23 protein-coding genes and 4 pseudogenes are annotated in these 25,640 nt (G+C 67.5%); 14 read left to right on the forward strand and 13 right to left on the reverse strand.

Annotated elements, in window-relative coordinates; all coding sequences use genetic code 11:
* The first annotated feature begins 330 nt into the window (after window positions 1-330).
* The 7 genes from BN4348_RS32165 to BN4348_RS32195 all read left to right on the forward strand — a co-directional run bounded on the left by BN4348_RS32165 (window position 331) and on the right by BN4348_RS32195 (window position 6,794).
* Window positions 331-1,749, forward strand: coding sequence for a WS/DGAT/MGAT family O-acyltransferase (locus tag BN4348_RS32165; protein WP_066908244.1), 1,419 nt, complete (start codon window positions 331-333; stop codon window positions 1,747-1,749).
* A 44-nt stretch (window positions 1,750-1,793) separates the two neighbouring features.
* Window positions 1,794-2,660 carry a polyphosphate kinase 2 gene (ppk2, locus tag BN4348_RS32170; protein ID WP_066908248.1) on the forward strand — a complete coding sequence of 289 codons (867 nt, stop codon included), beginning with the start codon at window positions 1,794-1,796 and terminating at the stop codon, window positions 2,658-2,660.
* On the forward strand, window positions 2,660-3,199 hold the full coding sequence (locus BN4348_RS32175; RefSeq protein WP_066908251.1) for a DUF6912 family protein: 540 nt from the start codon (window positions 2,660-2,662) through the stop codon (window positions 3,197-3,199). Before ppk2 ends, BN4348_RS32175 begins: the two co-directional genes overlap by 1 nt.
* A gap of 101 nt (window positions 3,200-3,300) precedes the next feature.
* Window positions 3,301-4,446: a ferredoxin reductase gene (locus BN4348_RS32180; RefSeq protein ID WP_066908254.1), complete on the forward strand. Its 1,146-nt coding sequence runs from the start codon at window positions 3,301-3,303 to the stop codon at window positions 4,444-4,446.
* A gap of 85 nt (window positions 4,447-4,531) precedes the next feature.
* Window positions 4,532-5,821 (forward strand): fatty acid desaturase family protein, encoded by a 1,290-nt coding sequence (locus BN4348_RS32185; protein ID WP_066908258.1) that lies wholly within the window; start codon window positions 4,532-4,534, stop codon window positions 5,819-5,821.
* 114 nt (window positions 5,822-5,935) lie between these two features.
* On the forward strand, window positions 5,936-6,316 hold the full coding sequence (locus tag BN4348_RS32190; protein WP_066908261.1) for a nuclear transport factor 2 family protein: 381 nt from the start codon (window positions 5,936-5,938) through the stop codon (window positions 6,314-6,316).
* Window positions 6,317-6,452: 136 nt separating this feature from the next.
* Window positions 6,453-6,794, forward strand: coding sequence for a DUF732 domain-containing protein (locus tag BN4348_RS32195; RefSeq protein ID WP_066908263.1), 342 nt, complete (start codon window positions 6,453-6,455; stop codon window positions 6,792-6,794).
* A 76-nt stretch (window positions 6,795-6,870) separates the two neighbouring features.
* Here BN4348_RS32195 and BN4348_RS32200 read toward each other — a convergent pair whose 3' ends face one another.
* Complete coding sequence (locus BN4348_RS32200) at window positions 6,871-7,560, reverse strand: TetR/AcrR family transcriptional regulator (RefSeq protein WP_084453913.1); 690 nt, start codon at window positions 7,558-7,560, stop codon at window positions 6,871-6,873.
* 132 nt (window positions 7,561-7,692) lie between these two features.
* On the opposite strand from BN4348_RS32200, the gene BN4348_RS32205 reads away from it, so the two are divergent.
* Window positions 7,693-7,998 (forward strand): DUF1330 domain-containing protein, encoded by a 306-nt coding sequence (locus BN4348_RS32205; protein ID WP_066908269.1) that lies wholly within the window; start codon window positions 7,693-7,695, stop codon window positions 7,996-7,998.
* 82 nt (window positions 7,999-8,080) lie between these two features.
* On the opposite strand, the pseudogene BN4348_RS32210 reads toward BN4348_RS32205, so the two are convergent.
* Together BN4348_RS32210 and BN4348_RS62340 are read right to left on the reverse strand one after the other, a co-directional pair.
* A pseudogene (locus BN4348_RS32210) lies at window positions 8,081-8,299 on the reverse strand (steroid 3-ketoacyl-CoA thiolase); the annotation flags it as partial.
* Window positions 8,300-8,329: 30 nt separating this feature from the next.
* Window positions 8,330-8,566: pseudogene (locus tag BN4348_RS62340) on the reverse strand (aromatic-ring hydroxylase C-terminal domain-containing protein); the annotation flags it as partial.
* 76 nt (window positions 8,567-8,642) lie between these two features.
* Between BN4348_RS62340 and BN4348_RS62650 the strand changes: the two are divergent.
* Window positions 8,643-9,546, forward strand: a pseudogene (locus BN4348_RS62650) (IS5 family transposase).
* Here the strand turns inward: BN4348_RS62650 and BN4348_RS32225 are convergent.
* Together BN4348_RS32225 and BN4348_RS32230 are read right to left on the reverse strand one after the other, a co-directional pair.
* Window positions 9,448-10,866, reverse strand: a complete 1,419-nt coding sequence (locus BN4348_RS32225) for an FAD-dependent monooxygenase (protein ID WP_142308611.1) — start codon at window positions 10,864-10,866, stop codon at window positions 9,448-9,450. The pseudogene BN4348_RS62650 and the gene BN4348_RS32225 overlap by 99 nt on opposite strands.
* Before the next feature lie 211 nt (window positions 10,867-11,077).
* Window positions 11,078-12,265 carry a thiolase family protein gene (locus BN4348_RS32230; protein ID WP_066908282.1) on the reverse strand — a complete coding sequence of 396 codons (1,188 nt, stop codon included), beginning with the start codon at window positions 12,263-12,265 and terminating at the stop codon, window positions 11,078-11,080.
* A gap of 95 nt (window positions 12,266-12,360) precedes the next feature.
* Here BN4348_RS32230 and BN4348_RS32235 point away from each other — a divergent pair, with 95 nt between their 5' ends.
* The gene (locus BN4348_RS32235; RefSeq protein ID WP_066908347.1) at window positions 12,361-12,834 is read left to right on the forward strand and encodes a winged helix-turn-helix transcriptional regulator; all 474 of its coding nucleotides are present in this window, start codon (window positions 12,361-12,363) and stop codon (window positions 12,832-12,834) included.
* Window positions 12,835-12,973: 139 nt separating this feature from the next.
* On the opposite strand, the pseudogene rsgA reads toward BN4348_RS32235, so the two are convergent.
* Both rsgA and aroA read right to left on the reverse strand, forming a co-directional pair.
* Window positions 12,974-13,756, reverse strand: a pseudogene (rsgA, locus tag BN4348_RS32240) (ribosome small subunit-dependent GTPase A); the annotation flags it as partial.
* Window positions 13,753-15,036 (reverse strand): 3-phosphoshikimate 1-carboxyvinyltransferase, encoded by a 1,284-nt coding sequence (gene aroA, locus BN4348_RS32245; protein WP_066908285.1) that lies wholly within the window; start codon window positions 15,034-15,036, stop codon window positions 13,753-13,755. The gene aroA and the pseudogene rsgA, both read right to left, overlap by 4 nt.
* A 69-nt stretch (window positions 15,037-15,105) precedes the next feature.
* On the opposite strand from aroA, the gene BN4348_RS32250 reads away from it, so the two are divergent.
* A complete protein-coding gene (locus BN4348_RS32250; protein ID WP_066908288.1) occupies window positions 15,106-15,873 on the forward strand; it encodes an SOS response-associated peptidase in 768 nt (255 codons plus the stop codon).
* Window positions 15,874-15,882: 9 nt separating this feature from the next.
* Here BN4348_RS32250 and BN4348_RS32255 read toward each other — a convergent pair whose 3' ends face one another.
* Window positions 15,883-17,271 (reverse strand): HNH endonuclease signature motif containing protein, encoded by a 1,389-nt coding sequence (locus BN4348_RS32255; RefSeq protein WP_066908291.1) that lies wholly within the window; start codon window positions 17,269-17,271, stop codon window positions 15,883-15,885.
* 162 nt (window positions 17,272-17,433) lie between these two features.
* On the opposite strand from BN4348_RS32255, the gene BN4348_RS32260 reads away from it, so the two are divergent.
* On the forward strand, window positions 17,434-18,300 hold the full coding sequence (locus tag BN4348_RS32260) for a 3-hydroxyacyl-CoA dehydrogenase family protein (RefSeq protein ID WP_066908294.1): 867 nt from the start codon (window positions 17,434-17,436) through the stop codon (window positions 18,298-18,300).
* Between the two features lie 8 nt (window positions 18,301-18,308).
* Here the strand turns inward: BN4348_RS32260 and BN4348_RS32265 are convergent, their stop codons facing one another.
* The 3 genes from BN4348_RS32265 to BN4348_RS32275 form a co-directional block, all read right to left on the reverse strand.
* Entirely contained in the window at window positions 18,309-18,539 is a 231-nt protein-coding gene (locus tag BN4348_RS32265) for a hypothetical protein (protein ID WP_096866051.1), read from the reverse strand.
* An 85-nt stretch (window positions 18,540-18,624) separates the two neighbouring features.
* The gene (locus BN4348_RS32270) at window positions 18,625-20,046 is read right to left on the reverse strand and encodes a phytoene desaturase family protein (RefSeq protein ID WP_066908300.1); all 1,422 of its coding nucleotides are present in this window, start codon (window positions 20,044-20,046) and stop codon (window positions 18,625-18,627) included.
* Window positions 20,043-21,815, reverse strand: coding sequence for a DUF3556 domain-containing protein (locus tag BN4348_RS32275; protein ID WP_066908303.1), 1,773 nt, complete (start codon window positions 21,813-21,815; stop codon window positions 20,043-20,045). Before BN4348_RS32275 ends, BN4348_RS32270 begins: the two co-directional genes overlap by 4 nt.
* Window positions 21,816-21,955: 140 nt before the next feature.
* Between BN4348_RS32275 and BN4348_RS32280 the strand changes: the two genes are divergently transcribed.
* Window positions 21,956-23,263, forward strand: a complete 1,308-nt coding sequence (locus BN4348_RS32280; RefSeq protein WP_235852620.1) for a helix-turn-helix domain-containing protein — start codon at window positions 21,956-21,958, stop codon at window positions 23,261-23,263.
* Window positions 23,264-23,313: 50 nt separating this feature from the next.
* Here the strand turns inward: BN4348_RS32280 and BN4348_RS59860 are convergent, their stop codons facing one another.
* Window positions 23,314-23,463, reverse strand: coding sequence for a hypothetical protein (locus tag BN4348_RS59860; protein WP_160040271.1), 150 nt, complete (start codon window positions 23,461-23,463; stop codon window positions 23,314-23,316).
* A gap of 347 nt (window positions 23,464-23,810) precedes the next feature.
* Between BN4348_RS59860 and BN4348_RS32285 the strand changes: the two genes are divergently transcribed.
* Window positions 23,811-24,410 carry an HdeD family acid-resistance protein gene (locus BN4348_RS32285; RefSeq protein WP_066908306.1) on the forward strand — a complete coding sequence of 200 codons (600 nt, stop codon included), beginning with the start codon at window positions 23,811-23,813 and terminating at the stop codon, window positions 24,408-24,410.
* Here the strand turns inward: BN4348_RS32285 and BN4348_RS32290 are convergent.
* The gene (locus BN4348_RS32290) at window positions 24,407-25,630 is read right to left on the reverse strand and encodes a PucR family transcriptional regulator (protein ID WP_084453918.1); all 1,224 of its coding nucleotides are present in this window, start codon (window positions 25,628-25,630) and stop codon (window positions 24,407-24,409) included. The two genes, BN4348_RS32285 and BN4348_RS32290, sit on opposite strands and share 4 nt — an antisense overlap.
* Window positions 25,631-25,640: the final 10 nt, after the last annotated feature.

The raw sequence follows: 25,640 nt of genomic DNA on the forward strand, positions 1-25,640 counted from the left end.
CGGGCGCGCGGCGGCGCGGCGGTGCGTGCGCCGACGGCCGGCACTGGGGCACGTCCCGTCGTGGCGGCTCGTAGTCGACGACGGGGGTCACGGCGAAAACGGTCAACGCGCACTCTCCAAGTCGAACGGTCGCACGAGCGCCTGCTGGAGAGGGGCAGACAGCGGTTGGTCAGTGGTCATCATGGCACAGGTCGCGCCGGCGCGTTTCCGCCCCGATCGGGCCGACGCGTACCCGCGCCGAGCTTCGGCCCGGCCGGACGATTACCGTGGGCGGGTAAATCCGTGCACCCAGCGAACCGAGGACGAATTGACAAGAAGGACAGGGCCGTAATGGTGGCTCGGTTGTCGCCGGCGGACGCCTCCTTCTATCGGCTGGAGAACACGGCCACCCCGATGTACGTGGGATCGCTCTCCATCCTGCAGCGCCCGCGGGCCGGGTTGAGCTACGAGACGCTGTTGGCCACCGTGGAGAAGCGGCTGCCCCAGATACCGCGCTACCGGCAAAAAGTCCGGGAGGTGCGCGTCGCGGGGGCCCGCCCGGTGTGGCTGGACGACAACGACTTCGACATCACCTACCACGTGCGGCGGTCGGCGCTGCCGTCCCCGGGCAGCGACGAGCAGCTGCACGAGCTCGTCGCGCGGCTGGCCGCGCGGCCGCTGGACAAGTCGCGGCCGTTGTGGGAGATGTACCTGGTCGAGGGCCTGGCAAAAAACCGGATCGCCCTGTACACCAAGTCCCACCAGGCCCTGATCAACGGCATGGGCGCGCTGGAAATCGGCCACGTCATCGCCGACCGGGCGCGGCGCCCCCCGCCGTTTCCCGAGGACATCTGGATACCGGAGCGCGACCCCGGCAACACCCGGTTGGTCCTGGGCGCCATCGGTGACTGGCTCGCGGGGCCGGGCACGCAGCTGCAGGCCGTCGGGTCCGCGGTGGCCGGCCTGGTGACGAACTATGGCGAGCTGCTCGATGCGGGCCGCCGCGTCGTCGACATCGCCCGCGCGGTGGCGCGGGGCAACCCGCCCAGCAGCCCGCGCAACGCCACCGTTTCGCGGAATCGGCGGTTCACGGTCGCCCGCGGCAGCCTCGAGGACTACCGCGCCGTGCGCGCCCGCTACGACTGCGACATCAACGACGTGGTGCTCGCGGTCATAGCCGGCGCACTGGGCAACTGGATGCTGTCCCGGGGTATGGCGGTGTCCCCCACCGCGACGATCCGCGCGATGGCGCCGCTGTCGGTTTACGCCGACGACCAACTCGACTCGACCGGGCCCGGCCAAACGATCAGTCAGGTCACGCCTTTCCTCGTCGATCTGCCGGTGGGGGAGGCGAATCCGGTGGTGCGGCTGTCGCAGATCGCCCACGCCACCGAATCCAACGCGGCCTCCGCCAGCCTGGTCGACGCGCGCACCATCGTCACCCTGTCGGGTTTCGCGCCTCCCACCCTGCACGCCATGGGGATCCGGGTCGCCACCGACTTCCCGAGCTTCTCCAAGCTCACGTTCAACCTGTTGATCACCAACGCGCCGGGCGCCCAGTCGCAGATGTACATCGCCGGCACGAAACTGCTGGAGACCTACGCCGTGCCACCGCTGCTGCACAATCAGGCCTTGGCGATCAGTGTGACGTCCTATAACGGCATGCTGTATTTCGGAATCAACGCCGACCGCGATGCGATGAGCGATGTCGATCTGCTGCCGGGGCTGTTGAAGCAATCCCTCGACGAACTGCTGGAAGCTTCCCGCTAGTTATCCGGGGTGAAAATCGCTGCCCGGATCTATGATTCGTAATTGTGAGCACCGCGACAAATGACGGCGCGTCGGCCAAGGCGAGCGAAAGCACATCGCCCGCGCCGCCCGCGCATAAACTCTCCAATGCCATCTACCAGGCCGAATTATTCCGGCTGCAAACGGAATTCGTGAAGCTGCAAGAATGGCTGCGGGATACCGGCGCGCGTCTGGTGGTCATCTTCGAAGGCCGCGACGGGGCGGGCAAGGGCGGGACGATCAAGCGAATCACCGAGTACCTCAACCCGCGGGTCGCCCGCATCGCGGCCCTGCCCGCGCCGACCGATCGCGAACGCGGGCAGTGGTACTACCAGCGCTACATCGCCCACCTGCCCGCCAAAGGCGAGATCGTGCTCTTCGATCGGTCGTGGTACAACCGCGCCGGTGTGGAACGGGTGATGGGATTCTGCACGGCGCAGGAGTACGTGCTGTTCCTGCGGCAGACGCCGCTCTTCGAGCAGATGCTGATCGACGACGGGATCCTGCTGCGCAAGTACTGGTTCTCCGTCTCCGAGTCCGAGCAGCTGCGCCGGTTCAGGGCGCGGCTGAAAGACCCTGTCCGGCAATGGAAACTCAGCCCGATGGACATGGAATCGCTGTACCGGCGGGAGGATTATTCGCGCGCCAAGGACGAGATGATGGTGCACACCGACACCCCGGTAAGCCCTTGGTACGTCGTGGAATCCGACATCAAGAAGCACGCGCGGCTGAACATGATGGCCCATCTGCTGTCCACGATCGAGTATCACGACGTGGAGCGGCCCAAGGTCAAACTGCCCAAGCATCCGGTGGTGAGCGGGACCTACCAGCGCCCGCCGCGTGAGCTGTCGAAGTACGTCGACGACTACGCGGCCACCCTGATCGGGACGTGATGATCCAGGTCTACATCCCGGCCACCCTCGCGATGTTGCAGCAGCTCGTCACCGAAGGCTCGCTGTGGCCCGTCAACGGCACCGCGTTCGCGGTCACCCCGACGTTGCGCGAGTCTTACGCGGAGGGCGACGACGACGAGCTCGCCGACGTGGCGCTGCGCGAGGCGGCGCTGGCGTCGCTGCGGCTGCTGGCGTCCCAAGGGGACCGCGCGTCTGAAGGGGCTGAACCGGAGGCCGGTCTGCCGCCGCGGCGCGCGGTGCTGGCCGCCGAAGTCGAGCTGGGCGAATCCGGGGCCAAGTACCGCCCCGACCTGGACGATGCCGTCGTCCGGCTGAGCGCGCCCGTGACGATCGACCAGGTGGTGGCGGCTTACGTCGACAACGCCGCCGCCGAGCCGGACGTCACCAGGGCGATCGAGGTGATCGACGCCGCCGACCTGGGCGACGAGGACGCCGAATTGATCGTCGGCGACGCCCTGGACCACGACCTCGCCTGGTACGCGAACCAGGAGCTGCCATTCCTGCTCGAGCTGCTGTGACGCGCCGATTGTGACGCAGTCGCTGCCCGCGCCCCTCGATACGCCACCGTAAGTTACGGTACCGTAGGCTCTGTGAGGGGCGTCTTGAGCAGGAGTTTTCTATGAGCAAGCAATACGCACCGATCACCGCCAACCTGGCGGACACCAAGCGCCCGGTCGTCGCCGGCGCCGACCGGCATCCGGGCTGGCACGCGCTGCGCAAATTGGCCGCGCGGATCACCACGCCGCTGCTGCCCGACGACTACCTGCACCTGGCCAACCCGCTGTGGTCCGCGCGCGAACTGCGGGGCCGCGTCCTCGAGGTGCGCCGGGAGACCGAAGATTCGGCCACCCTGGTCATCAAACCGGGCTGGGGCTTCAGCTTCGACTACCAGCCGGGCCAGTACATCGGGATCGGGCTGCTGGTGGACGGGCGCTGGCGCTGGCGGTCGTATTCGCTGACCTCGAGCCCGGCCGAAACCTCCGGCGCGCCACGCACCGTGACGATCACCGTCAAGGCGATGCCCGAGGGTTTCCTGTCCAGCCACCTGGTGGCCGGCGTCGAGCCGGGAACCATCGTGCGGCTGGCCGCGCCGCAGGGCAACTTCGTGCTGCCCGATCCGGCGCCGCCGTCCATCCTGTTTCTGACCGCGGGGTCGGGGATCACGCCGGTGATGTCGATGCTGCGAACACTCGTGCGGCGCAACCAGATTGGCGACATCACGCACCTGCATTCCGCGCCCACCGAATCCGACGTGATGTTCCGCGCCGAGCTGGCCGCGCTGGCCGACAAGCAGCCGGGCTATCGCCTGGCTGTGCGCGAGACGCGCAGGCAGGGTCGGCTCGATCTGGCTACGCTGGACCACGAGGTCCCGGACTGGCGCGAACGTCAGACCTGGGCGTGCGGGCCGGAGGGCATGCTTGCCGCGGCCCAGAAGGTGTGGTCGTCGGCGGGCATCAGCGACCGGCTGCACCTGGAGCGCTTCGCGGTGTCCAAGGCCGCACCCGCCGGGGCCGGCGGGACGGTGACATTCTCCCGCAGCGGGCGCGTGGTTGCGGCGGACGCGGCGACCTCGTTGATGGACGCCGGGGAGGGCGCCGGGGTGCAGATGCCCTTCGGCTGCCGGATGGGAATCTGTCAGTCCTGCGTGGTCAGCCTCGTGGACGGCCACGTCCGCGACCTGAGAACCGGCGCCGAGCACGAACCCGGGACGCGGATCCAGACCTGTGTGTCGGCCGCCTCGGGCGATTGCACGCTCGACATCTAAAGGCTACTCACAGGTAACCTACGGATTCGTAGGTTACGATAACGTAGGTAAGTAAGAGGCAAACGACCGCAGAGAGAAGAAGACGATGGCGATCACCGACGTCGACGCATTCGCCCATTTGACGGACGCCGACATCGAAAGCCTGGCCGTTGAGCTGGACGCCATCCGCCAGGACATCGAAGACTCTCGCGGGGCGCGCGACGCCCGCTACATCCGCCGCACCATCGCCGCGCAGCGCGCGCTCGAGGTCGCCGGCCGGCTGCTGCTGACCGCCAGTTCGCGCCGCTCCGCCTGGTGGGCGGGCACCGTCACGTTGGCCGTGGCCAAGATCGTCGAGAACATGGAGATCGGCCACAACGTCATGCACGGCCAGTGGGACTGGATGAACGACCCCGAGATTCACTCCTCGACGTGGGAGTGGGACATGAGCGGGTCGTCCAAGCACTGGCGCTACACCCACAACTTCGTGCACCACAAGTACACCAACATCCTCGGGATGGACGACGACGTCGGCTACGGCCTGCTGCGCGTCACCCGCGACCAGCGCTGGAAGCGCTTCAACATCCTCAACCTGTTCTACAACACGCTGCTTGCGCTCCTTTTCGAATGGGGCGTCGGCCTGCAGCACGTGGAGCTCGGCAAGATCGCCAAGAAGCGCATGGACAACGACGACGCCCGGCAACGCGTCGACGAGTTCCTGGCCAAGGCGGGCCGACAGGTGCTCAAGGACTACGTCGCGTTCCCGGCGCTGACCTCGCTCTCGCCCGGCGCCACCTACCGGTCCACCCTGACGGCCAACGCGGTCGCCAACGTGATCCGCAACATCTGGGCCAACGCGGTGATCTTCTGCGGCCATTTCCCCGATGGCGCAGAGAAATTCACCAAGACCGACATGATCGGCGAAACCAAGGGCCAGTGGTACCTGCGCCAGATGCTGGGCAGCGCCAACTTCGAGGCCGGCCCGGCGCTGCGGTTCATGAGCGGCAACCTGTGCCACCAGATCGAGCACCACCTGTATCCCGATCTGCCCAGCAACCGGCTGCACGAGATCTCGGTGCGGGTGCGCGCACTGTGCGACAAGTACGATTTGCCCTACACCACGGGCTCGTTCCTGGTGCAGTACGGCAAGACCTGGCGCACGCTGGCCAAGCTGTCGCTGCCGAACAAGTACCTGCGCGACGACGCCGACAATGCGCCGGAGACCCGCAGCGAGCGGATGTTCGCGGAGCTGGAGCCCGATTTCGGGGGCACCGATCCCGCGACCGGGCGCCGGCGCGGGCTCAAGACCGCCATCGCCACCGTGCGGGCCTGGCGGCGCACCAGGCGCGCGAAAAAGCAAGCGGCGCAGACGGACACGGGCGACCTGGCCGCCTGACGTTCCGCTCCCAGCGTGCACTCAGCGCGAAATTTTGGGTGATTTTCCGCGGTGAGTGCGCGTTCGGGTTAGGGTGCGGCATCGGCATGTCATCCACCGGGAGGAGAGACGGCCATGGGTGATGACGATGTGCGGGCCGCGTTGCGCCGCCACTGGGCGGCCTCCGACGCCAACGACTTCGCGACGGAGCACCAAATCTACCGAGCCGACGCGGTTCTCGAGTACCCCCAGTCGGGCGAACGCATCCGGGGCCGGGCCAACATCCAGGCGTCGCGCGTTGCCCAGCCGAACGCGAAGCGCTTCACCGTGCGACGCATGCTCGGCGGCGGCGACCTGTGGATCAGCGAACTCGTCCTGACATATGACGGGCAACCGTATTACGTGGTCAGCATCATGGAGTTCGCCGGCGGCGAGGTGGTCCGCGAGACCCAGTACTTCGGCGATCCGTTCGAGCCGGGCCCATCGCGTGCGCAATGGGTCGAGTTAATGGAATGAGGCCCGGCCGGCCGGGCGCGTCATCTCACCCATCGTTGGGCCCGATTTGCTAGCCGGCGGGATCCAGCTAATCTAACTTCTACCGCGTCAGCGCCAGGGGGCTTGGAATCCGTCGTCCGCACCGAGGAGTCAACGAATGAAGAAGCCCGCACGACTGACCGGTTCGCTCGCCGCCGTTCTGGGTGGCATCGCCGCCATCGCCGCCATCGCCGCCCCGCTCGCCAACGCCGACTCGGCGGATGACGCTTACCTGCAGACGCTCAAGGACAAGGGCATCACCTGGCCGAGCGGTGCGGACCAAACGATGGTCCAAATCGGGCATGCGGTGTGCACGGACTGGTCCAAAGGGATGACGTTCGAGCAAACCCTCGCCGACGCCAAGTCGGGGATGCCGCAATTAGCCGACGCCTCGCTCGCCAAGATCATGGGCGCGTCGACGGGCGTGTACTGCCCCCAATACTCCAGCAAGTTCGACTGAGCAGCTGCCGCCGCTGAAGGCTTAGCCCAGCCGCTCGATGATCGTGGCGTTGGCCATGCCGCCGGCGCGAGTGTGGTCATGATGCCGGCGCCGCTGCAGCCAGTTTCGCGACAGCGTCGCTGACGTCCAGCTCCGGGTCGAGTTGGGCTGCGCAGCGTAACGACGTGACGAGGAGTTCGACGACAACTTCTACCATCGCGTCGGGTTCGAAAGGGCGGTCATTCTTCAGCCAGTAGGTGGTGGCCTCATCGAGACCCCCCGCACAGGAGCGCAGCATCAATCGCAGTGCTGGCCGAGCGAGGTCGAGTTCGAGTAGCTGACTCGTCCATTCGATGGTGTGCCAGCGCGACTGATCGAAGATCTCCCACGCTTCAGGGTCGCCGCCACCCCCGCCGAGGACCAACCGGAGTGCAAGGTCGTCGTGCTCGCTGAGGTACTCCAGGTGAGCGCGCAACATTTGCCGAAACCGCTGACCGGGTGTGCCGTCGCTGGGCGGCGGGGTGGCGGCGGCGTTCAGTCGGTTGGCCGCGTCGCGTAGCGCCTCGAGGTAGATGCCGCGCTTGTTCCCGAAATAGTGGAACAGCAGACCTTGGGCGACACCTGCGGTTCGGGTGATGTCGCTGGTCGCGACGTGGTCGAAGTGACGGGCGGAGAAGTGTTCGACAGCGGCGTCGAGGAGCTTCCGTCGAGTCAGTTCGGCCTGCACCTGACGTTGCGTTGCAGGTCGTTGCGCCTGTCGAGTCAGTTTGGCGTTGTGGGCGGTCATTGCTAGATCGTGCGCCAGCTCAACCGGCGAGCACAACTCAACGAAGATAATTCACCGATTCTAACTCATTGACCTCTAATCAATCAGGAGCCTATGTTTGCAGGACCGAAGGAGACACCGAGGAGACCGCTCATGGCCGAACTGAAGGCGTTTGTCATCGTGCAAATCGTGATCAACGACTGGGATGGTTACCGTCGGTACGGAAGCGCCGCTCACCAGGAGATCTTCGACAAGTTCGGCGCGAAGGTCGTCGGCATCGACGACGATGTGGAAATCGTCGAGGGGAGCTGGCCCTGCACGCGGACGGTACTGATCGAATTTCCGAGCAAGCAGCGCGCGCGGGCCTGGTACGAATCCGACGAATATCAGGCGGTGGTTGCCCTGCGCCACGGCTCCGCGACGTCGAACCTGGTCATTGTTTCCGGCTACACCGGATGAGGCGTGGGGAGTAATGACCCGCTGCGCCAACCAACTTCCGAGGTTGGCCGCGGGTAGTGCGGGGCTGCCCGTATGAGGGCGCCTAGCCCGACCGCTCGATGATGGTGGCATTTGCCATGCCGCCGCCCTCGCACATCGTCTGCAGCCCGTACCGGCCGCCGCGCTATTCGAGCGCGTTGACCAGTGTGGTCATGATGCGAGCGCTGCTGGCGCCCAACGGATGTCCGATCGCGATGGCTCCGCCGTTGACATTGGTCTTGGCCAGGTCGGCACCGGTGTCCTGCGCCCACGCGAGCGCGACGGCGGTGCGGAAGAGTACGTCCATAAGCAACTAGATACCGAACCAATGCCTAAGCGCACCAAACAGTTCTCCCAATTCCTCGGGGCCCGGTCTGGCGTGCGACGACGCCCAAGCCACGTAACCATCGGGACGCACCAACACAGCGGTGGCGGCGATCTCACCGACGGGCTGTCCGGCGGCGAGGTTGAGCTGGCCTGCAATATCGGTCACTGCCGCTGTGACGGCGGCGCTCTCGGTGAGATCGACGAGTACTGGCCGCCCATCGCGGGCTAGGGCGTGTCTCCCATATGGGGGTTAGTTTTGACGAGATGCTGTGGGGGTGACGACGGTTTCGCGGTTTCGGTTGTTCAATGACGCTCAGTGGGGACTGATTTCGGGGTTGCTGCCCTCGAACGAGGGACGGCGGGGGCATCCCTTCGGCGATGACCGCCGGGTCGTAGAAGGCATCATCTACCGGTATCGGACCGGTGTTCCGTGGCGGGATCTGCCGCGATCGGAGTTCGGGCCGTGGCAGACGGTGTGGAAACGCCATCGCCGTTACGCCGCGGACGGCACCTGGGACCGGGTACTGGTGAACCTGTTGGCGATGGCTGATGCCGACGGTCAACTCGACTGGACGGTGTCGGTGGACGCCACGATCAACCGGGCTCATCAGCACGCGACGAACACGACACGACCCGATCAGGACACAGGGGGCTGGGTCGAATTACACGAATCTGCCGCTGGCCGGGTGTGAACCCGCAGGTCACGGCATCGGACGGTCTCGAGGCGGGTTGACCACCAAGATCCACACTGCCGTCGACGGCAATGGCCGTCCGCTGGCCGTCGTGGTTACCGGCGGGCAACGCAACGATCAGGCGATGCTGGCCAGCGTGCTTGATGAGATCGTCGTGCCCCGCCTCGACGGGGGCCGCGCGCGCTCACGACCGGATGCGCTCATCGCTGACCGGGCCTACTCCAGCGGTGCAGCCCGACGGATGCTGCGTGGCCGCAAGATCACCGCGGTCATCCCGCAGAAACGCGACGAGATTGCCGCACGGCAGCGACGCGGACAAGCCGGTGGCCGACCACCGGGGTTCGATGAAACCCGCTACAAGCAACGCAATCTCGTCGAACGATCATTCGCGCTGCTCAAACAATGGCGCGCGCTAGCCACCCGCTATGACAAACTCGCCATCGTTTACCGCGCCGCAGTCGTCCTCAGCGCATGCATCACCTGGACCCGCCATATGGGAGACACGTCCTAGCTCCGCGATGCGTTGGGTTGTGCTGGTGCCCGCAACAGCGAAGTCGGGCACCCAGCGTCCAACGAGCGGATGCGCACTGGCGCCAAGAGTGCCCATCGTGTAGCGGTTGTCCGCGCCCGAGAGCAGGTCGCTGATCCGGCTAACGTTATTGCAGTCGGTGAGCATTTCGGAGAAGAGTTCGCGTTGCGCCGTGACTTCAAGTCCCGGTCGAAACAGAGCCAACTGGACCCGGCTTTGCATGATAAGCCGCTCGGCGGCGGGCCGACGCTCGATCTCGTAAGTGGCGAGCAATGCGGGCGGCGCGCGCCCACTGACAACCGCCGCCATCTTCCAGCCGAGGTTGACCCCGTCTTGCAAACTCAAGTTGAGACCCGGTCCGCCGATGGGCGAGTGGACGTGCGCGGCGTCGCCGACCAGCATCACCCTGCCTACCTGGTATCGGGAAGCGATCCTCGAGTTGATGCCGAAGAACCGACGCAGATCAAGTGGTGTGTCAGGCGATGTCCGCCGCAGCGGCACGTCGGAGCCGAGCACACGCTCGGCGCTGGCCTCCAGCTCGGCCAAGCTCATGGATGGCTCATCAGCTCTTTCCTCGCTGCGCTGTTCGCGGGCCGCGATGTCCAGTTCGTAGGTCATCACCGCCACACGGCTTCCCATCGCACCGCATGCGAACACACCTCGGTCGGTCCGGTAATACCGCTGGGGTGGAAGGTGATTGGATTCGGGTGAGTCGCTGACCGGTTCAAGCCACTTGTCGGGCGGCAGCACGTCGAAGCCGATCCGGACAACCAAGTCGTAGGAAGACATTCCGGGAAACTCAATGCCGGCGAGGTGGCGCGTTTTGCTGTGGCCGCCGTCGGCGCCGACCAAGTACTTGGCGGTCATGTCGTAGGCGCCGTCCGGCCCGGTGACATGCACCGTGACGCGGTCTTCGTGTTGGTCGAAACCGGTCAAAGCGTGACCCCAACGAATGTCCACGCCGTATTCGTCGGCCCGTTCGGTAAGCACTTGAACAAGCCCGTGCTGTTGAATCGGGACGACGAAAAGTTGGGAGTCCGGCACTGCGGCGAGCTCCAAGGGAAAGCCCGCGAACATCGCGCGCTCCGCGGGCCGGGGCGGTTCCGCTGACCCGGTGAGTGCACCGTAGAGACCTCGGTGATCAAGGATTCGAGCCGCTTGGCCCACGATGCGGTTGGCGCGCGCGCTGGGATTGGGGCCGGGTGCCGGGTCCAACATCACCGGCCGGACCCCGGCCAATCCCAGTTCGCAGGCCAGCATCAATCCATCCGGACCAGCCCCGGCGATGACGACATCAGTCACTTGGCCCGCCCAACTTCCAGCTAGCCTCCCTGATCACCGCAACGCGACGAAGTCCTCGAACGCCGAAGCGCCTGACACGCCATTAAGCCGACGGTTGCTGCCAAGTCGGAACGATACGTGTGCAATAGGACTCGGTAAAGGGCACGCAAGCGTAAGCGCCGACTGTACCCGTGGCTCGCGAGGCAGCGGCCTTTGTATCGCCGACTCGGAGTTAGCCCAGCCGCTCGATGATGGTGGCGTTGGCCATGCCGCCGCCCTCGCACATCGTCTGCAGCCCGTAGCGCCCGCCGCGCTGTTCGAGCGCGTTGACCAGTGTGGTCATGATGCGGGCGCCGCTGGCGCCCAACGGATGTCCGATCGCGATGGCGCCGCCGTTGACGTTGGTCTTGGCCAGGTCCGCGCCGGTGTCCTGCGCCCACGCGAGGACGACGGGCGCGAACGCCTCGTTGACCTCGAACAGGTCGATGTCGGCCAGCGTCAGCCCGGCGCGGCGCAACACCTTCTCGGTGGCCGGGATGACCCCGGTCAGCATGTAGAGCGGGTCGGAGCCCACCACGGTCGTGGTGTGGATCCGCGCCAGCGGGCGCAGACCGAGCCTCTTGGCGGCCTCGCTCGTGGTGATCAGGACGGCGGCGCTGCCGTCGGACAGCGGCGAGGAGTTGCCGGCCGTGATCGACCAATTGATCTGCGGGAAGCGCTCTTTGGCGGCCTCGCTGTAGAACGACGGCTGCAGTCCGGCCAGCGTCTGCACCGTCGTGCCCGGCCGGATGATCTCGTCGGTGCTCAGCCCGGCGATCGGGATCAGCTCGTTGTCGAAGAGCCCGTCCTTGGTGGCGCGGGCGGCCTTGTCGTGGCTGCCGGCCGAGAACTCGTCGAGCTGGGTGCGGGAAAAGCCCCACTTGGCGGCGATCAGTTCGGCGCTGATGCCCTGTGGCACCAGGCCGTCGGGGTAGCGGCGCGCCATGTCCTCGCCGAACGGGTTGGAGCCCGGCAGCACCGAGGTCCCCATCGGGACGCGGCCCATCGACTCCACACCGCCCGCGACGACGAGGTCGTAGGCGCCGGCGAGGACGCCCTGGGCGGCGAAGCTGATGGCCTGCTGGCTGCTGCCGCACTGCCGGTCGATCGTGACGCCGGGGACCGACTCGGGGAACCCGGCCCCGAGCAGCGCGTTGCGCGCGATGTTGACCGCCTGGTCGCCGACCTGGGTGACGGCGCCGGCGATGACGTCGTCGAGCTGCGCGGGGTCGACGCCGGTGCGGGCCACCAGTTCGCGCAGGCTGTGGGCCAGCAGGTCGGCGGGCAGCACGTCGTGCAGGGCGCCGCTGGCCTTGCCCTTCCCGATCGGGGTGCGGACGGCACCGACGATGACGGCGTCGCGGCCCTGGTAACCGGTCATGACTCCTCCTTGAGCCTCGAGCTAAGTATTACTCGCTGTACCCAGGTAAAACATCTAGGTACACTAAAATCAACCCAGACCGGGAGGTGATGTACATGACATTTCTGCAGGGCGCCCTGGCGGACCGGGAGAAGTGGTCAGCGGTCGGTGAGTGCGCGATCGAGAAGACCATGGCGGTGGTCGGCACCAAGTCCGCGATGCTGATCATGCGCGAGGCCTACTACGGCACCACCCGGTTCGACGACTTCGCGCGCCGGATCGGCATCACCAAGGCGGCCACGTCGGCGCGGCTGGCCGAACTCGTGGATCTGGGCCTGCTGGAGCGGCGGCCCTACCGCGAGCCCGGACAGCGCGGCCGCGAGGAGTACGTGCTCACGCGGGCCGGTGTCGATTTCATGCCGGTGGTCTGGTCGATGTTCGAGTGGGGCCGGCGCCATCTGCCCGGCCGCAACCGCCTGCGGCTCACCCACCTGGGCTGCGGCGCCGAGGCCGGCGTCGAAATCCGCTGCACCGAGGGGCATCTGGTGCCGCCCGGCGAGCTCGGCATGCGGCTGGCCAAGTCTGGCTGAGCCCCCAAGCCGCGTCGGTCGGCGAGGGTGCGCAGATCTACGCCATTTCCGGCGTGTCGCCGGACCGACACGCACGCTCGCCCGGCTGGTCAGCTTTCCCGGAGCGCCGCGAGCAGCCGGCGCGCCGCGGCGACGCGNCGAACGAGCGGATGCCCGGGGTGTCGACCACCCACCCGGAACCCGCGAGCGGCAGCGCCACCGACTGTGTCGACGTGTGCCGGCCCCGGCCCATGTCGGTCACCTCGCCGACGGCCCGATCCGCCTCGGGCACAAGGCGATTCACCAAAGTCGACTTGCCGACTCCGGAATGGCCCAGCAGCACCGTGATCTTGCCGGCCAGCAGGTCGGCCACCGCGAGCAGCGGATCGTCCACGCCGGCGGCGACCACCGTCAGGTCGAGGTCCACGAACTGCTCGGCGAACGGCTCCGGCGCAGCGAGGTCGGTCTTGGTCAAGCACAGGATGGGCGCCAGGCCGCCGGCATAGGCGGCGATCAGCGCCCGGTCGACCAGCCCGGTGCGCGGCGGCGGGTCGGCCAGCGCCACCACGATCAGCAGCTGGTCGGCGTTGGCGACCACCACCCGCTCGGTGGGATCGGTGTCATCGGCGGTGCGCCGCAACACCGTTCGCCGCTCGCCACGGCGCACGATGCGGGCCAGCGTGTCCGTCCGCCCGGACAGGTCGCCGACGATGTCCACGTCGTCGCCGACGACGATCGGGGTGCGGCCCAGCTCGCGGGCCCGCATGGCCGTGACCCGGCGCTCGGGCCGGCCGCCCAGCACGCACCCCCAGCGACCGCGGTCGACGCTGACCACCATGGCGGACTCGGCGTCGGCGTGCTCGGGGCGGGGCTTTGTGCGCGGTCGCGAGCCCCGGCCCGAACGGACCTTGACGTCGGACTCGTCGTAGTCGCCCGGCCTCACATGCCGGGCTCCAGCATGCGGGCCCACAGCTGCGGAAACTCCGGCAGCGTCTTGCCGGTCGCGCCGATGTCGTCCACCTCGACCCCGGCGACCCGCAGCCCCACGATCGCGCCGGCCATCGCCATCCGGTGGTCGGCGTACGCGCGCCACCTGCCGGGCCGCAGCGGCGTCGCGGTGATCACCAGGCCGTCGGGCGTTTCGGCGCAGTCGCCGCCGAGGCGGTTGATCTCGGCGCTCAGCGCGGCGAGCCGATCGGTCTCGTGGCCCCGCAGGTGGGCGATGCCGGTCAGCCGCGACACCGAGCCGGGGGTGGCCAGCGCGGCCAGCGCTGCCACCGACGGCGTCAGCTCGCCGACGGCGCGCAGGTCGACGTCGAAGCCCGGGTAGTGGACCGACCCCTGGACTTCCAGGGACGAATCGGTTTGCCTCACAACCGCGTTCAGCTTGTCCAGGACGCCCAGGATGTTGTCGGCGGGCTGCACGCTCACCGCGGGCCAGCCGGTGATGCGCACCGACCCGCCGGTCACCACGGCCGCCGCCAAAAACGGGACGGCGTTGGTCAGATCCGGCTCGACCTCCCAGTGCCGGGCCGCGACCGCGCCGGCACGCACGCGCCAGCGGTTCGGGACGGAGTCGTCGACGTCGACCCCGGCCTGCCGCAGCATGACCGTCGTCATCGCGATGTGCGGCGCCGACGGCAGCTGCGATCCGGTGTGCTGGACGGTCAAACCCTGCGTGAACGACGCGGCGCACAACAGCAGGCCGGACACGAACTGCGACGACGCCGACGCGTCGATGGCCACGGTGCCGCCGGCGACCGATCCGTCGCCCCGAACCCGGAACGGGAGTCCGCTCCCGTCGACCTTGACCCCCAGGCCGCGCAGCGCGTCCAGCAGCGGCGCGATGGGCCGGGCCCGGGCCTGCTCGTCGCCGTCGAACTCCACCACCGCGTCGGCCAGCGCCGCCAGCGGCGGGACGAACCGCAAAACGGTTCCGGCCAGGCCGCAGTCCACCGTGGCGTCGGGTTCGGGGGAGATCCGGCCGCTGACCGTTAGGTCGGATCCGGCCCCGTCGACTCGCAGGCCCAGGGTGCGCAGGGCCCCGATCATCAGGTCGGTGTCCCGGCTGCGCAGCGCCCCGCTGAGGGTCGAGGCGCCGTGCCCCTGCGCTGCCGCCAGCCCGGCCAGCACCAGTGCCCGGTTGGTCTGCGACTTCGAGCCCGGAACGGTCACCGTCGCGTGCACCGGTGCGGTGGCGTGCGGGGCGCTCCACGTGGTCACCGGTACATCATCGCCTGTCGCCGCGTTCTGCAACCAATAGGAGTGTGTGGCTCTGCCACTATGGGAGTCATGTGTGGGCGGTTTGCGGTCACTACGGATCCGGCGAAGCTGGCAGAGAAGATCAAGGCGATCGACGAGGCGACCGGCACCGTCCCCAACGCCGATGCGCCGAACTTCAACGTGGCGCCGACCTCGACCATCGCGACCGTCGTCACCCGGCATACCGAGCCCGACGACGACCCAACCCGCCGCGTCCGGCTCATGCGCTGGGGCCTGATCCCGCCCTGGGCCAAAGCCGGCGCCGACGGGACGCCGGAGGGCAAGGGCCCGCTGCTGATCAACGCCCGCGCCGACAAGGTCACCAGCTCGCCCGCCTTCCGGTCGAGCGCCAAGTCCAAGCGCTGCCTGATACCGATGGACGGCTACTACGAATGGCGCGTCAATCCCGACCGGGACGGCAAGAAGTCCCGCAAGACGCCGTACTTCATATACCGCGAGGATGGCGAGCCGCTGTTCATGGCCGGGCTCTGGTCGGTGTGGAAGCCCAAAGACCAGAAGGACGCCGCGCCGCTGCTGAGTTGCACGATCATCACCACCGACGCCCCCGGGGAGCTCGCCGAGGTCCACGACCGGATGCCGCTGGTGGTGCCGGAACGGGACTGGGACCGCTGGCTGAACCCGGACGCCCCGGTCGATGAAAAGCTGCTCAGCCGCGCGCCCGACGTGCACGGCATCCGCATGCGCGAGGTGTCGACCCTGGTCAATAACGTGCGCAACAACGGCCCGGAGCTGCTCGAACCGGTGGAAGAGCAATCGGAGCAGATGAAGCTGCTGTAGCGCGGATCGCTATGCCGCGCCGGGACTCTCGCCTTCGTCGTCGTCGTCGGGGTGGAGGAGTTTTTCGGGATGCCAGTAGGTGTTGGTGCGGGGTTGGCCGCGGTCTAGATGGGGTGGTGGGATCCATTCGGTGTCGCCGTGGGTGTTTTTGCGGGTGCTCCAGCCGCCGGGTTGGATGATGCGGTGTTGGGTGCCGCACCCGAGGGTGAGGTTGTTGATGTCGGTGGCGCGGCACACGGCGTAGCCGATGACGTGGTGGACTTCGCAGTAGTAGCCGGGCACGGTGCAGCCCGGGGCGCTGCAGCCGCGGTCTTTGGCGTAGAGCACGAGTCGTTGGGCCGGGGAGGCCACGCGTTTGGTGTGATAGAGCGCCAGCGCTTTGCCCTGGTCGAAGATCGCCAGATAGTGGCGGGCGTGGCGGGCCTGGCGGATCACGTCGCTCATGGGCAAGATGGTGCCCCCGCCGGTCAGGCCCTTGCCCGCGGCGGCTTCGAGTTCGGCCAGCGTGGTGGTGACGACGATCGAGGTGGGCAGCCCGTTGTGCTGGCCCAGCTTCCCCGACATCAACAGGGCGCGCAGCGCGGTGTTGATGGCGTCGTGTTGGCGCTGGGCTTGGCTGCGCGAGTCGTTGTCGATGGCCTCTTGGGTGGGCGCGCCATCCACGCACGCGGTGTCGTCCTCGGGGTTGCACATGCCGGGGGCGGCCAGTTTGGCCATGACGGCCTCGATGGTGGCGCGCAGTTCGGGGGTGATCATCGCGCGCAGTTCCGACATGCCGTCGGCTTGCTGGTTGCCCAGCACCAGTGCGCGGGCGCGGGCGCGGTCCTCATCGGTGTAGGTGCCGTCGGGGTTGAGGCACTCGGCCAAGGTGGCGGCGAGGGCGGCGAGTTGTTCGGGCCGAAACTGGGTGCCCTGGGCGGCCAGCAGCGCTTCGACTTGCTCGCGGGTGGCCGTGTCGATCCAGCCGGGCAGCTCCTTGAAGAACTTGCGGATCACCGCGACCTGACCGGGGCCCAGGGTGCCCTGGCGTTGGGCCGCGGCGGAGGCGCCCAGCAGCGCCGGCATCGGTTGGCCGGTCAGGCCGTGGCGCGGGCCCAGATCGGCGGCCTCGGCGATGCGCCGGGCGGCCTCGCGGCTGCCGATCAGGGTGGCCTCGGCGATCGCGTGCTCGAGCTTGCCGCCTAACTCGGCGGGGGTGGCCTGGCGGCGCAGCGCATTGATCACCGGATGCTCCAAGGCCGGCAGGCGACGGCGCCACCGCCCGACGCGCTCCAGCAACCGCAGGTGCTCAGGGGTGGTCAATGCCTGACAATCGAACTGGGCCACCGTCTCGAAGGCGGCGTCCAGGGTGTCCAGCGCGGCCGACAGCGCCTCGCGATCCACACCGTTGCCAGCCATGCCGCCAAACTAACCAAGCCCTCCGACAAAAACGGCCGCGTTGTGACCACTGAAACCACAGTGGCCCAAGTGATTTGAATCTGTGCGCCTGGGACAAGATTCAGGGCATCTTTGTGGTTCGGCGACGGATTTTTGCGCGCGGGCGGGACTTAGGATCCGAGTGTGACTGGCACGTACACCTACACGTTCGAGGACATCCAGAACCGCCCGGCCGCGGTGATCGGGGCGGGAACGCTGGGCCGCCGCATAGCGCTGATGTTCGCCAGCCGCGGAGGAACCGTGCGGATCTTCGCGCCCCGTGCCGAACAGCGCAACTCGGCGATCCGGTACGTGCTGGAGACGCTGCCGAAGGTGTTGGCGCAGCGGGGTTTTGGTGACGTGGGTGGTGCGATCGGCGCGGGATCGCTGGAAGAGGCATTGGACGACGCCTGGCTCGTCGTCGAATCCGTCCCGGAGAAGCTCGAGATCAAAAAAGCGACGTGGGACCAGATCGACCACGCGGCGCCGCCCGACACCATCTTTGGCACCAATTCGTCGTCGTACCCGTCGCGCCTGATGGCCGACAGCGTGCGGGACAAGACGCGACTTTGCAACACGCACTTCTATATGCCGCCGGAGGCCAACGCCGTCGACCTGATGTCCGACGGCCAGACCGACCGCGGGCTGCTCGACACGCTGCTGAGGGTGCTGCCGGAGTTCGGCGTCTTTCCCTTCGAGGCGCGCAAGGAATGCACCGGCTTCATCTTCAATCGGATCTGGGCGGCCATCAAGCGCGAGTCGCTGGCCGTGGTCGCCGAGGGCATCGCCCGCCCCGAGGACGTCGACGGGATGTTCAAGGTCAACTGGGGCGTGCCGGCCGGGCCGTTTCAGATGATGGACATGGTCGGGCTCGACGTGGTGCTGGACATCGAAAACCACTACGCCGAAGAGTTCCCGCAGCTACCGGAACACGTGCGCGAGCTGTTGCGGAGCCATGTCGATGCCGGCCGGCTCGGCGTCAAGACCGGCCAGGGGTTCTACACGTATTGACGCCGCGCTCAGTTGCTGAGCACCAGCCGCCACTGGCCGGCGGCCGTGCGGTCCGGGACGCACCAGAAGTTGTTCCAGTTGCCCGGCGTCGCAGCCTTTACTCCCGGCCCGGCATTTTGACAGGCCTCATGAGTCGGGTAGCTGCCCTCGGTCTGAATGGTGTCCGCCGTGCTGACGCCTACGCCGGTGGTCATCAAGCCCGCGAGTGCCAGCGCGCTGGCGGCGACGAATCGCTTCATTTCGATCCAATCCTCCTGTGGTGCTGCGTGTAACCACGCGGTAGTGCGAGTGTAGTCACTTGACTACACTCGCACAAGGCCTGTGTCATGCCCGCCGGGCCAGTTCGGCAAGCGCCAGCCGGGCGGCGTTGGCGCCGCACATGCCGTGGGCACCCGGCCCGGGAGGGGTGGCCGCCGAGCAGATGTACATGCCGGGAACACCAATACTGTATGGGGATAACGTTATTCGCGGTCCGAAGGTGAGCTGGCGGATGTCCTTGGCGCCGGTCATGATGTCGCCGCCGTCGTAGTTGGGGTTGTAGGTGGCCAGCTGCGCCGTGGAGCGAACCGCCCGGCCGACGACGCGTTCGGCGAAACCGGGGGCGAACCGCTCGATCTGGGCGACGACCGCCTCGGTGGCGTCGCCGGCGTAGCCGTGGGGGACGTGCGCATAGGTCCACACCGGGTGCGTATCGCCCACGGAGCGTTGCGGATCGGCCAGATACTGCTGACCGACCAGCACGAAAGGCCGCTCCGGCATCCGTCCGGCGTGGATCTCGCGCTCGGTCGCGGCCAGTTCGGCGTAGGTCCCGGCCACGTGCACCGTGCCGGCCCGGTGCGCGTCCGGGTTCGCCCAGGGCACGCCGCCCTCGACCGCGAAGTCCACCTTGAACGCGCCGGGGCCGCGGCGGAAGCTCGTGAAGGCGCGGGAAACACGGGGCGGCAAGCGATTTGCCAGGATCCCGGCGACCGCCTCCGGCGCCAGGTCGAACATCGTGACATCCGCGGGTGGCAGCTGCGAGGCCGCCCTGACCCGCACGCCGGTCTCGATCTTGCCGCCCAGGTCGGTGAGCAGCGCCACCATCGCGTTGGTGATGGACTGCGATCCCCCTTCGGCCACCGCCCAGCCGTGCCGGTGGCCCGCGGCGATGATGCCCATCCCGATCGCGGACGTCATCGGATAATGCAATGGCCGGAAGGCATGTGCCGCAACACCTCCGAACAACGCCCGGCCCGCTTCGGTGCGAAACAGCCGCGCGAACGTCGACCCGGGAAGCAAGGTGGGCGCACCGAATCGGGCCAGTATCAGCGGATGATCCGGCAGCCGCAGCAGCGGCCCCATGATGTCGTCGCTCAAGGCGTCGAACCGGGCGGCCGAGTAGCCGAACGCCAGCCGCCACCGCGACCCGTCGCGCCCGAGGCCGGCCGCGGTCTCGTCGACCGAGCGGTGCAGCACCCCGGCGCCGCCGCCGTCGAGGGGGTGGACGCAATCGACCTCCGGCCAGCGCCAAGTCAGGCCGTACCGCTGCAGGTCGAAGCGGCTCAGGAACTGCGATCCGACGGCCATCGGGTGGATCGCCGAGCAGTGGTCGTGCAGCAGGCCCGGGACGATCGCCTCGAAGCTGCGGGCGCCGCCGCCCACCTCGTCGGCGGCATCGAGCACCGTGACCTGCACGCCCTCGGCGGCCAGGCAGATGGCGGCGGCCAGCCCGTTGGGCCCACCCCCCACCACCAGCGCGGTGCTCATGCCACCGCTCCGCGCAGCGTCCAGCCGACCTGCGTCGGGATGGGGCCGTTGGGCAGCCAGGGCTGCTCGGCGACGGCGTCGGCCACCTTCCAGGTCCCGCGTTCGATGACCCCGAGCGCGGCGTCGATCAGCTGGTAGTGCTGAACGCCGCTGCCAAATGCCTCCGACTCCACCCAGGCGATGACGCATTCGCCCGGCTCAAACGCGGCTTCGCTCTGCATGGCCTTGATCAAGTCTTCATTGTGCAGGTGACCGTCGCCGAAGTTGAAGCCGATCAGGGAATTGCACACGAACTCACCCTCGCGCACGGTGCGCGTGTCGACATCGGGCAGGTGCGTCAACAGCAGCGAGAACAGGCCGCGCCCCTGGCTGTGCATGCTGCGCCAGGCGATCGTCTTCTGCAGGGTGATCTCGGCCCACGTGGGTTCGTAGCCCGCCGCGACGAACTGGTCGATCTGGTTGGACGCCGTGCGGGTGACCCGGTTCAGCTTCCGCTCGGCACCGGGCGCGAAGGCCCACAACGCCGAAGCCCAGTTGCCCGCGTACTGCCGCATCGCGGGCAGGAACGACACCTTATCGGGCCGCAGGTTGCCCAGCACCGGGTAGAACAGCAACCCCACGGCGATGACGAGCGCCAGCCACGGCGACGTCATGTTCCACGGGGCGTACCCGTTCCAGTTCGGGAAGCCCAGGAACAGAAAGACCGCGCTGTAGGCGAAGACGACGTTCCATTCCAGCGGCACCGCCAGCGGGAACGTGGAAATGATGAACAGGTGGAACCCCACCATCAGCAGCGCCGCGGCCAGCGTCAGCCACCTGTTCGTCGAGAAGAACAGGGTCAGGGGAGCGATGACCTCCACCGTGGTGCCGTTGACGTGTGCCATGAAATCCGCCAATTGCGACGGCCGCATGTCGCGCCCGAATTGGCGGTAGTGCGCACGCCGCACCGATTTGGGCGCGAATATCGTGTTGCTGACCATGGGCGGAATGACGTTGGCGAAGTGCTTACCGAACTTCGAGAAGCCGGCGCCGACCCACACCAGTACGATCACCATCTTCAAAGCGACAATCATGTTGGTGAAATTCGAGTACGGCAACACGGCGAAGACGACCATCACCGGCAGATACTGTTCTCCGCGGGCGGCCAGGAAGATGGTCTTGTCTCGCAGGCCGATGAGCACCAGCAGGGCGATCGGCGCGAGGAGCAATGCGGGGTCAATCAGCCCGGACACGTTGTGCGGCAAGGCCTTTGACAGCGAGTCGCTGTGCACCCCCGGCGACAGCAGGGCGACGGCCAGGCTGGCCAGCAGCGCCAGGTATACCCCGATGTCGAACCAGGTCCGCCGGTCGCCGCCGGTGAACGGCACCCACTTCCACGGCCGCAGCCGGATGGTGCCCGGCCGGGCCCAGAACAGGATGCCGCCGGTCATCGGCTTGACCTTGCCGGCCAGCGGACCCCACGAGCCGGCCACGCCGATCGCCTCCAGCAGCACGGTCCACAGGATGACCTTCTGGTAGACGATGGGCTGGTTCCACCACTCGGACACGTGCCAGAACGCGGGCAGCCCCGACGTCGCCGTCGCGACGGTGATGCCGCCGATTGCGAAGAACACGACCAACTTCACGACGTAGATGGTGTGCACCATTTTCGGTGAGCCGAAGCCCCTTTCGCCCCAGTCGAGGGTGAGGATGCGCATCCGCTCCGTCAGCGGCTTCTGCAAAAAGGTGTCCGGGTCGACGGCGGCGAGAACCGGTTGTGTGAATCCCATTTCGTTGGCTCCTTCGGGCGTCGCGAGCGAGCGTGGCGGCAACGCTAGGCGCGATGGGCGCCCCGACACAGTCGCGAATCGACAAAGCCGCGGGCCACAGTTATCGCCAGAAGACAACGCCGGCGTCTAACGTCATTGGGGTGAGGAAATCGCAGCTCGCTGCCCCGCAGGCCGGGGCCGGGGTGCGGGGATGCGTCGCCGAGGTCGCCGGGCGACTACACGCCAGGCTGGCCGACGTGACGTCGGAGATTCATCGTGCCCTCGAGGCCCAGATCCCGGATCTTCCCCGGGAGGCGCGGATCATGGAGCTGCTCGGCGCCAGCGTCGAGGGAAACGTCGACACCATGCTGCACGCCCTGCGCTACGACATCGCCGTCGAGCGCGTCGAGGCGCCCACCGCGGCGCTGGAGTACGCGCGTCGCCTCGCGCAGCACGGGGTGCCGGTCAACGCGCTGGTGCGCGCCTACCGGCTGGGTCAGCGCCGGATGAACGAGCTGATCTTCGCCGAACTGCACGGCGTCGAAATCCCGGACGGGATGCGGGTATCGGTGATCGAGGCGATGAGCGCCGCGATGTTCGGCTACATCGACTGGATGTCGCAGCAGGTCGTCGCGGTCTACGAGGACGAACGCGAACGCTGGCTGGAGAACCAGAACAGCCTCCGGGCCCTGCGGGTGCGTGAGGTTTTGGCCGCCGGCAAGGCGATTGACGCCGATGCGGCCACCACGGCGATCCGTTATCCGCTGCGGTGGCACCACCTGGGGCTGGTGATGTGGTACCCGGAGCAGGGCGGCGCGGGTGACGAACTCGGCCGGCTGCAACGGTTTCTGCGCGATCTGGCCGACGCGGTCGGCGCCGATGCGGCGCCCCTGTTCGTGCCCGCCGACCAAAGCTGCGCGTGGGGATGGCTGCCCTACCGGGCCGCCGTCGCCGCCGCCGCGGACGTCGTCGCGAAGGCCCGCCGCTTCACGCTGACCCGCCCGGATGCGCCGGGCCTGGCGATCGGGACGTTGCACGCCGGCGTCGACGGCTTCCGCCGGTCGCACCGGGAGGCGCTCGAGGCCCGCGGCGTCGCGGTCGTCGCCGGGCGCCCGGATCCTCCGGTTCCGATGATCATCGCCGCCGGAGACCCCGGCTTGTCCATCGTGGCGCGGCTGGGCGGCGATGTGGCCGCGACCCGGGGCTGGGTGGTCACCGTGCTCGGCGACCTTGCGAGCGACACCGAGAACGACGCGCGGTTACGGAAGACGTTGCGGGTCTTCTTGGGCTGCGGTTCCAGCTACAAGATCGCCGCCGAGGAACTCAACATGCACTCGAACTCGGTCAAGTACCGGGTCGGCCGCGCCGTCGCCCGGCGTGGCCGGGAGATCGGCGCCGACCGGCTCGACGTCGAGGTCGCGTTGCTGGCCTGTCACTGGTACGGCAGCGCGGTGCTGCAGGCGAAATAAAATCGGGGCCCCACCTGTGGTGGCGGGCCCCGGGATGGTGCCGGCGCAGGTCATGCGGCGGCGGCCTGCGGGTAGCCGGCCGTCCGAGCCGGCCGGTTGGTCCCCAGGATGGCGTGGCCGGCGGTGATGATGGCCGGGACCAACACCGGGAACAGCACGAGGACAAGCATTGCGGTGATGGCCAAGATGCTCGCGATCATGATTTGCTCACTTTTCTCCGACGGGCGGAATGTTGGGATAGGTTGTGGCACTGCGTAATCCGACCTCTGTGATCGGATTCGAGATCAGCTGGTTCGCTGAAGCGCGGCGCCGCGCTTGACGAGAAAAGTACTGGCGCCGCCGCGGGGCGGGAATGTCGTCGAACGACCAACTTGGGACGCGTCGTTGTCTTCCGGCAACAAAGAGGTGTCGGAGGGCCCAATGACAGCGCGATCGGGCCCCTACACCCTCGATTTCATCCCGTCGTTGTTCGCGATACCTGTGCGCGATGCCGAATTGTGTCGCTGCGGACATTTCTTTGATGTCGATTTTGGCTAATGATGTTCACATGACGCACAGCAATCAGACCGTTTTCGAGGGTCCACTGCAGCAGCTTGCTCGCAGCGCGTGGCAGGTGCTTCTGCTCATCGGTGTCCTAGCGGTGGCACTGGGTGTCATCGTGCTGGCCTGGCCAGGCAAGACACTGTTCGTGGCGGGTGTCCTGTTCGGCATCTACCTGGTGGTATCCGGAATCGGATACGTGTTTGCCGCCTTCGGTGTGCACGCCGGCGGTGCGATGAGAGTGCTGACTTTCATCACCGGCATTGTGTCGCTGGTGCTGGGTTTCTTCTGCTTCCGCGACAAATTCGAGGCGGTCACGCTTTTAGGCATCTGGATCGGCGTCAGCTGGCTATTCCGGGGGATGACGTTGCTTGCCGCGGCGCTGTCGTTCGACCACCTGCCCGGCCGCGGGTGGCAGGTGCTGTCCGGGTTGATCATCGTCATCGGCGGCGCCGTCCTGATCGTCTCACCGCTCGACTCAATCGCGATCCTGACCCTGGTCGCCGGCTGCTGGCTGATCGCCATCGGCGTCGTCGACGTCATCACCGCGCTCCAGGTTCGCCACCGGACCAAACACGCGGCGGAATCCCTCGGGGCCACCGCTTAGGGCAGTCGTCGATCGACCTCGAACGCCAGGCACAGCTCCGCGAGGTCCTTCGGCCGCGCGAGTGATCGGCCGGCCAGCTCCTCGATGCGATGCAGACGGTGCCGGACGGTATTGGGATGGCAGTAGATCTTCGCCGCGGTGTCGTTGGCGGAGCCGCCCGCCTCCAGCCAAGCCTGGAAGGTATCGAGCAAGACCGTGCGCTCCTCGGCCGGCAGCGCCATCAGTCTCCCCAGTACCGACGACCTGATCCGCGTCATGACCTCCGGCGCGCTGACGGCCGCGACTGCGAGGGTGGAGTCGTCGAAGACGGTGACAAGCGAGTCGGGCGACGGTTTTCCGGCGACCGCCAGCCGGGCGAACCGCAGCGCGTCGCTGGTCTCGGCCAGCTCGTGGAACGGCGGGCTGATGCCGACTCGGGCGGTCGCGGCGTGCTGGAGCACCCCGACAACGGTGCCCAAGGTTTGTGCAGTCGCGGTGCCCCTCAGATGGACGATGCCGACCTGCAAGTCCGGCAGCAGCCGCCACGCCGACCGGATGTCGCGGATCGACAGCTTGTTCTCGATTGTGGGCAACCCCAGCTTTCCGATCGCGGGCAGCTCCGCTGCCACCACGACATAGGGTCCCGACGTGGGAAGCCGCAGCAAATCCGCTGCCTCCCAAAGGCTTTGACTATCCGTGATTCTGTGGGCCAGCAACGCTTCTACCAACGCCGATCGTTCTTCCTCCCGCTCTAGAATCTGCGCGGTCAGCTGTTGGCGGTATGCGCTGGCCATTGCCTGGGTAAAGGTGTCTTGTGCGAAGAACACCCGCGCGGTCGCATCCAGGATCGAGTCGGTGGGTATTGCCGCGGCGCGCGCAGCGGCGAGGGTCTGCTCCCACATGAATCGGAATCCGATCCGGTATGCGGTCATGACTGCCGGCAGCGGCACACCGGCGAGCGCGCGTGCGGTGCCGGTGCGTTCGGCAGGCGACACGTCGACGTCGCCGTCCCCGGCGAGCGAGTCGAAGATGAACGTCACGTTCGCCACGCAACTTTCGGCCACTTCCCCTTTCGCGACGACGCTGCCGTCCCGGTAGGCGTCGATCTCGCTGCAGAGCAGGTCTGCCATCGCCATTCCCAATTTGCTCGCGCGGGCCAGCATCAGTTTGCCGAGCGCGACGATGTGCGGGTCGGGGGCGGCGCCGCGCCGGTCGCCGACAGGGTGTGTTGTCGTGCTCATATCCCCAAAC

Origin of the sequence: Mycobacterium interjectum, from assembly GCF_900078675.2 — a bacterium.
GTDB classification, from domain to species: domain Bacteria; phylum Actinomycetota; class Actinomycetes; order Mycobacteriales; family Mycobacteriaceae; genus Mycobacterium; species Mycobacterium interjectum.

Excerpts from the sequence above, each read along its gene's own strand:
- BN4348_RS32165 (WP_066908244.1), top strand. The coding sequence starts at position 331 with ATGGTGGCTCGGTTGTCGCCGGCGGACGCCTCCTTCTATCGGCTGGAG.
- BN4348_RS32175 (WP_066908251.1), top strand. The coding sequence starts at position 2,660 with ATGATCCAGGTCTACATCCCGGCCACCCTCGCGATGTTGCAGCAGCTC.
- BN4348_RS32180 (WP_066908254.1), top strand. The coding sequence starts at position 3,301 with ATGAGCAAGCAATACGCACCGATCACCGCCAACCTGGCGGACACCAAG.
- BN4348_RS32185 (WP_066908258.1), top strand. The coding sequence starts at position 4,532 with ATGGCGATCACCGACGTCGACGCATTCGCCCATTTGACGGACGCCGAC.
- BN4348_RS32190 (WP_066908261.1), top strand. The coding sequence starts at position 5,936 with ATGGGTGATGACGATGTGCGGGCCGCGTTGCGCCGCCACTGGGCGGCC.
- BN4348_RS32195 (WP_066908263.1), top strand. The coding sequence starts at position 6,453 with ATGAAGAAGCCCGCACGACTGACCGGTTCGCTCGCCGCCGTTCTGGGT.
- BN4348_RS32200 (WP_084453913.1), bottom strand. The coding sequence starts at position 7,560 with ATGACCGCCCACAACGCCAAACTGACTCGACAGGCGCAACGACCTGCA.
- BN4348_RS32205 (WP_066908269.1), top strand. The coding sequence starts at position 7,693 with ATGGCCGAACTGAAGGCGTTTGTCATCGTGCAAATCGTGATCAACGAC.
- BN4348_RS32230 (WP_066908282.1), bottom strand. The coding sequence starts at position 12,265 with ATGACCGGTTACCAGGGCCGCGACGCCGTCATCGTCGGTGCCGTCCGC.
- BN4348_RS32235 (WP_066908347.1), top strand. The coding sequence starts at position 12,361 with ATGACATTTCTGCAGGGCGCCCTGGCGGACCGGGAGAAGTGGTCAGCG.
- BN4348_RS32250 (WP_066908288.1), top strand. The coding sequence starts at position 15,106 with ATGTGTGGGCGGTTTGCGGTCACTACGGATCCGGCGAAGCTGGCAGAG.
- BN4348_RS32255 (WP_066908291.1), bottom strand. The coding sequence starts at position 17,271 with ATGGCTGGCAACGGTGTGGATCGCGAGGCGCTGTCGGCCGCGCTGGAC.
- BN4348_RS32265 (WP_096866051.1), bottom strand. The coding sequence starts at position 18,539 with ATGAAGCGATTCGTCGCCGCCAGCGCGCTGGCACTCGCGGGCTTGATG.
- BN4348_RS32270 (WP_066908300.1), bottom strand. The coding sequence starts at position 20,046 with ATGAGCACCGCGCTGGTGGTGGGGGGTGGGCCCAACGGGCTGGCCGCC.
- BN4348_RS32275 (WP_066908303.1), bottom strand. The coding sequence starts at position 21,815 with ATGGGATTCACACAACCGGTTCTCGCCGCCGTCGACCCGGACACCTTT.
- BN4348_RS59860 (WP_160040271.1), bottom strand. The coding sequence starts at position 23,463 with ATGATCGCGAGCATCTTGGCCATCACCGCAATGCTTGTCCTCGTGCTG.
- BN4348_RS32285 (WP_066908306.1), top strand. The coding sequence starts at position 23,811 with ATGACGCACAGCAATCAGACCGTTTTCGAGGGTCCACTGCAGCAGCTT.
- BN4348_RS32290 (WP_084453918.1), bottom strand. The coding sequence starts at position 25,630 with ATGAGCACGACAACACACCCTGTCGGCGACCGGCGCGGCGCCGCCCCC.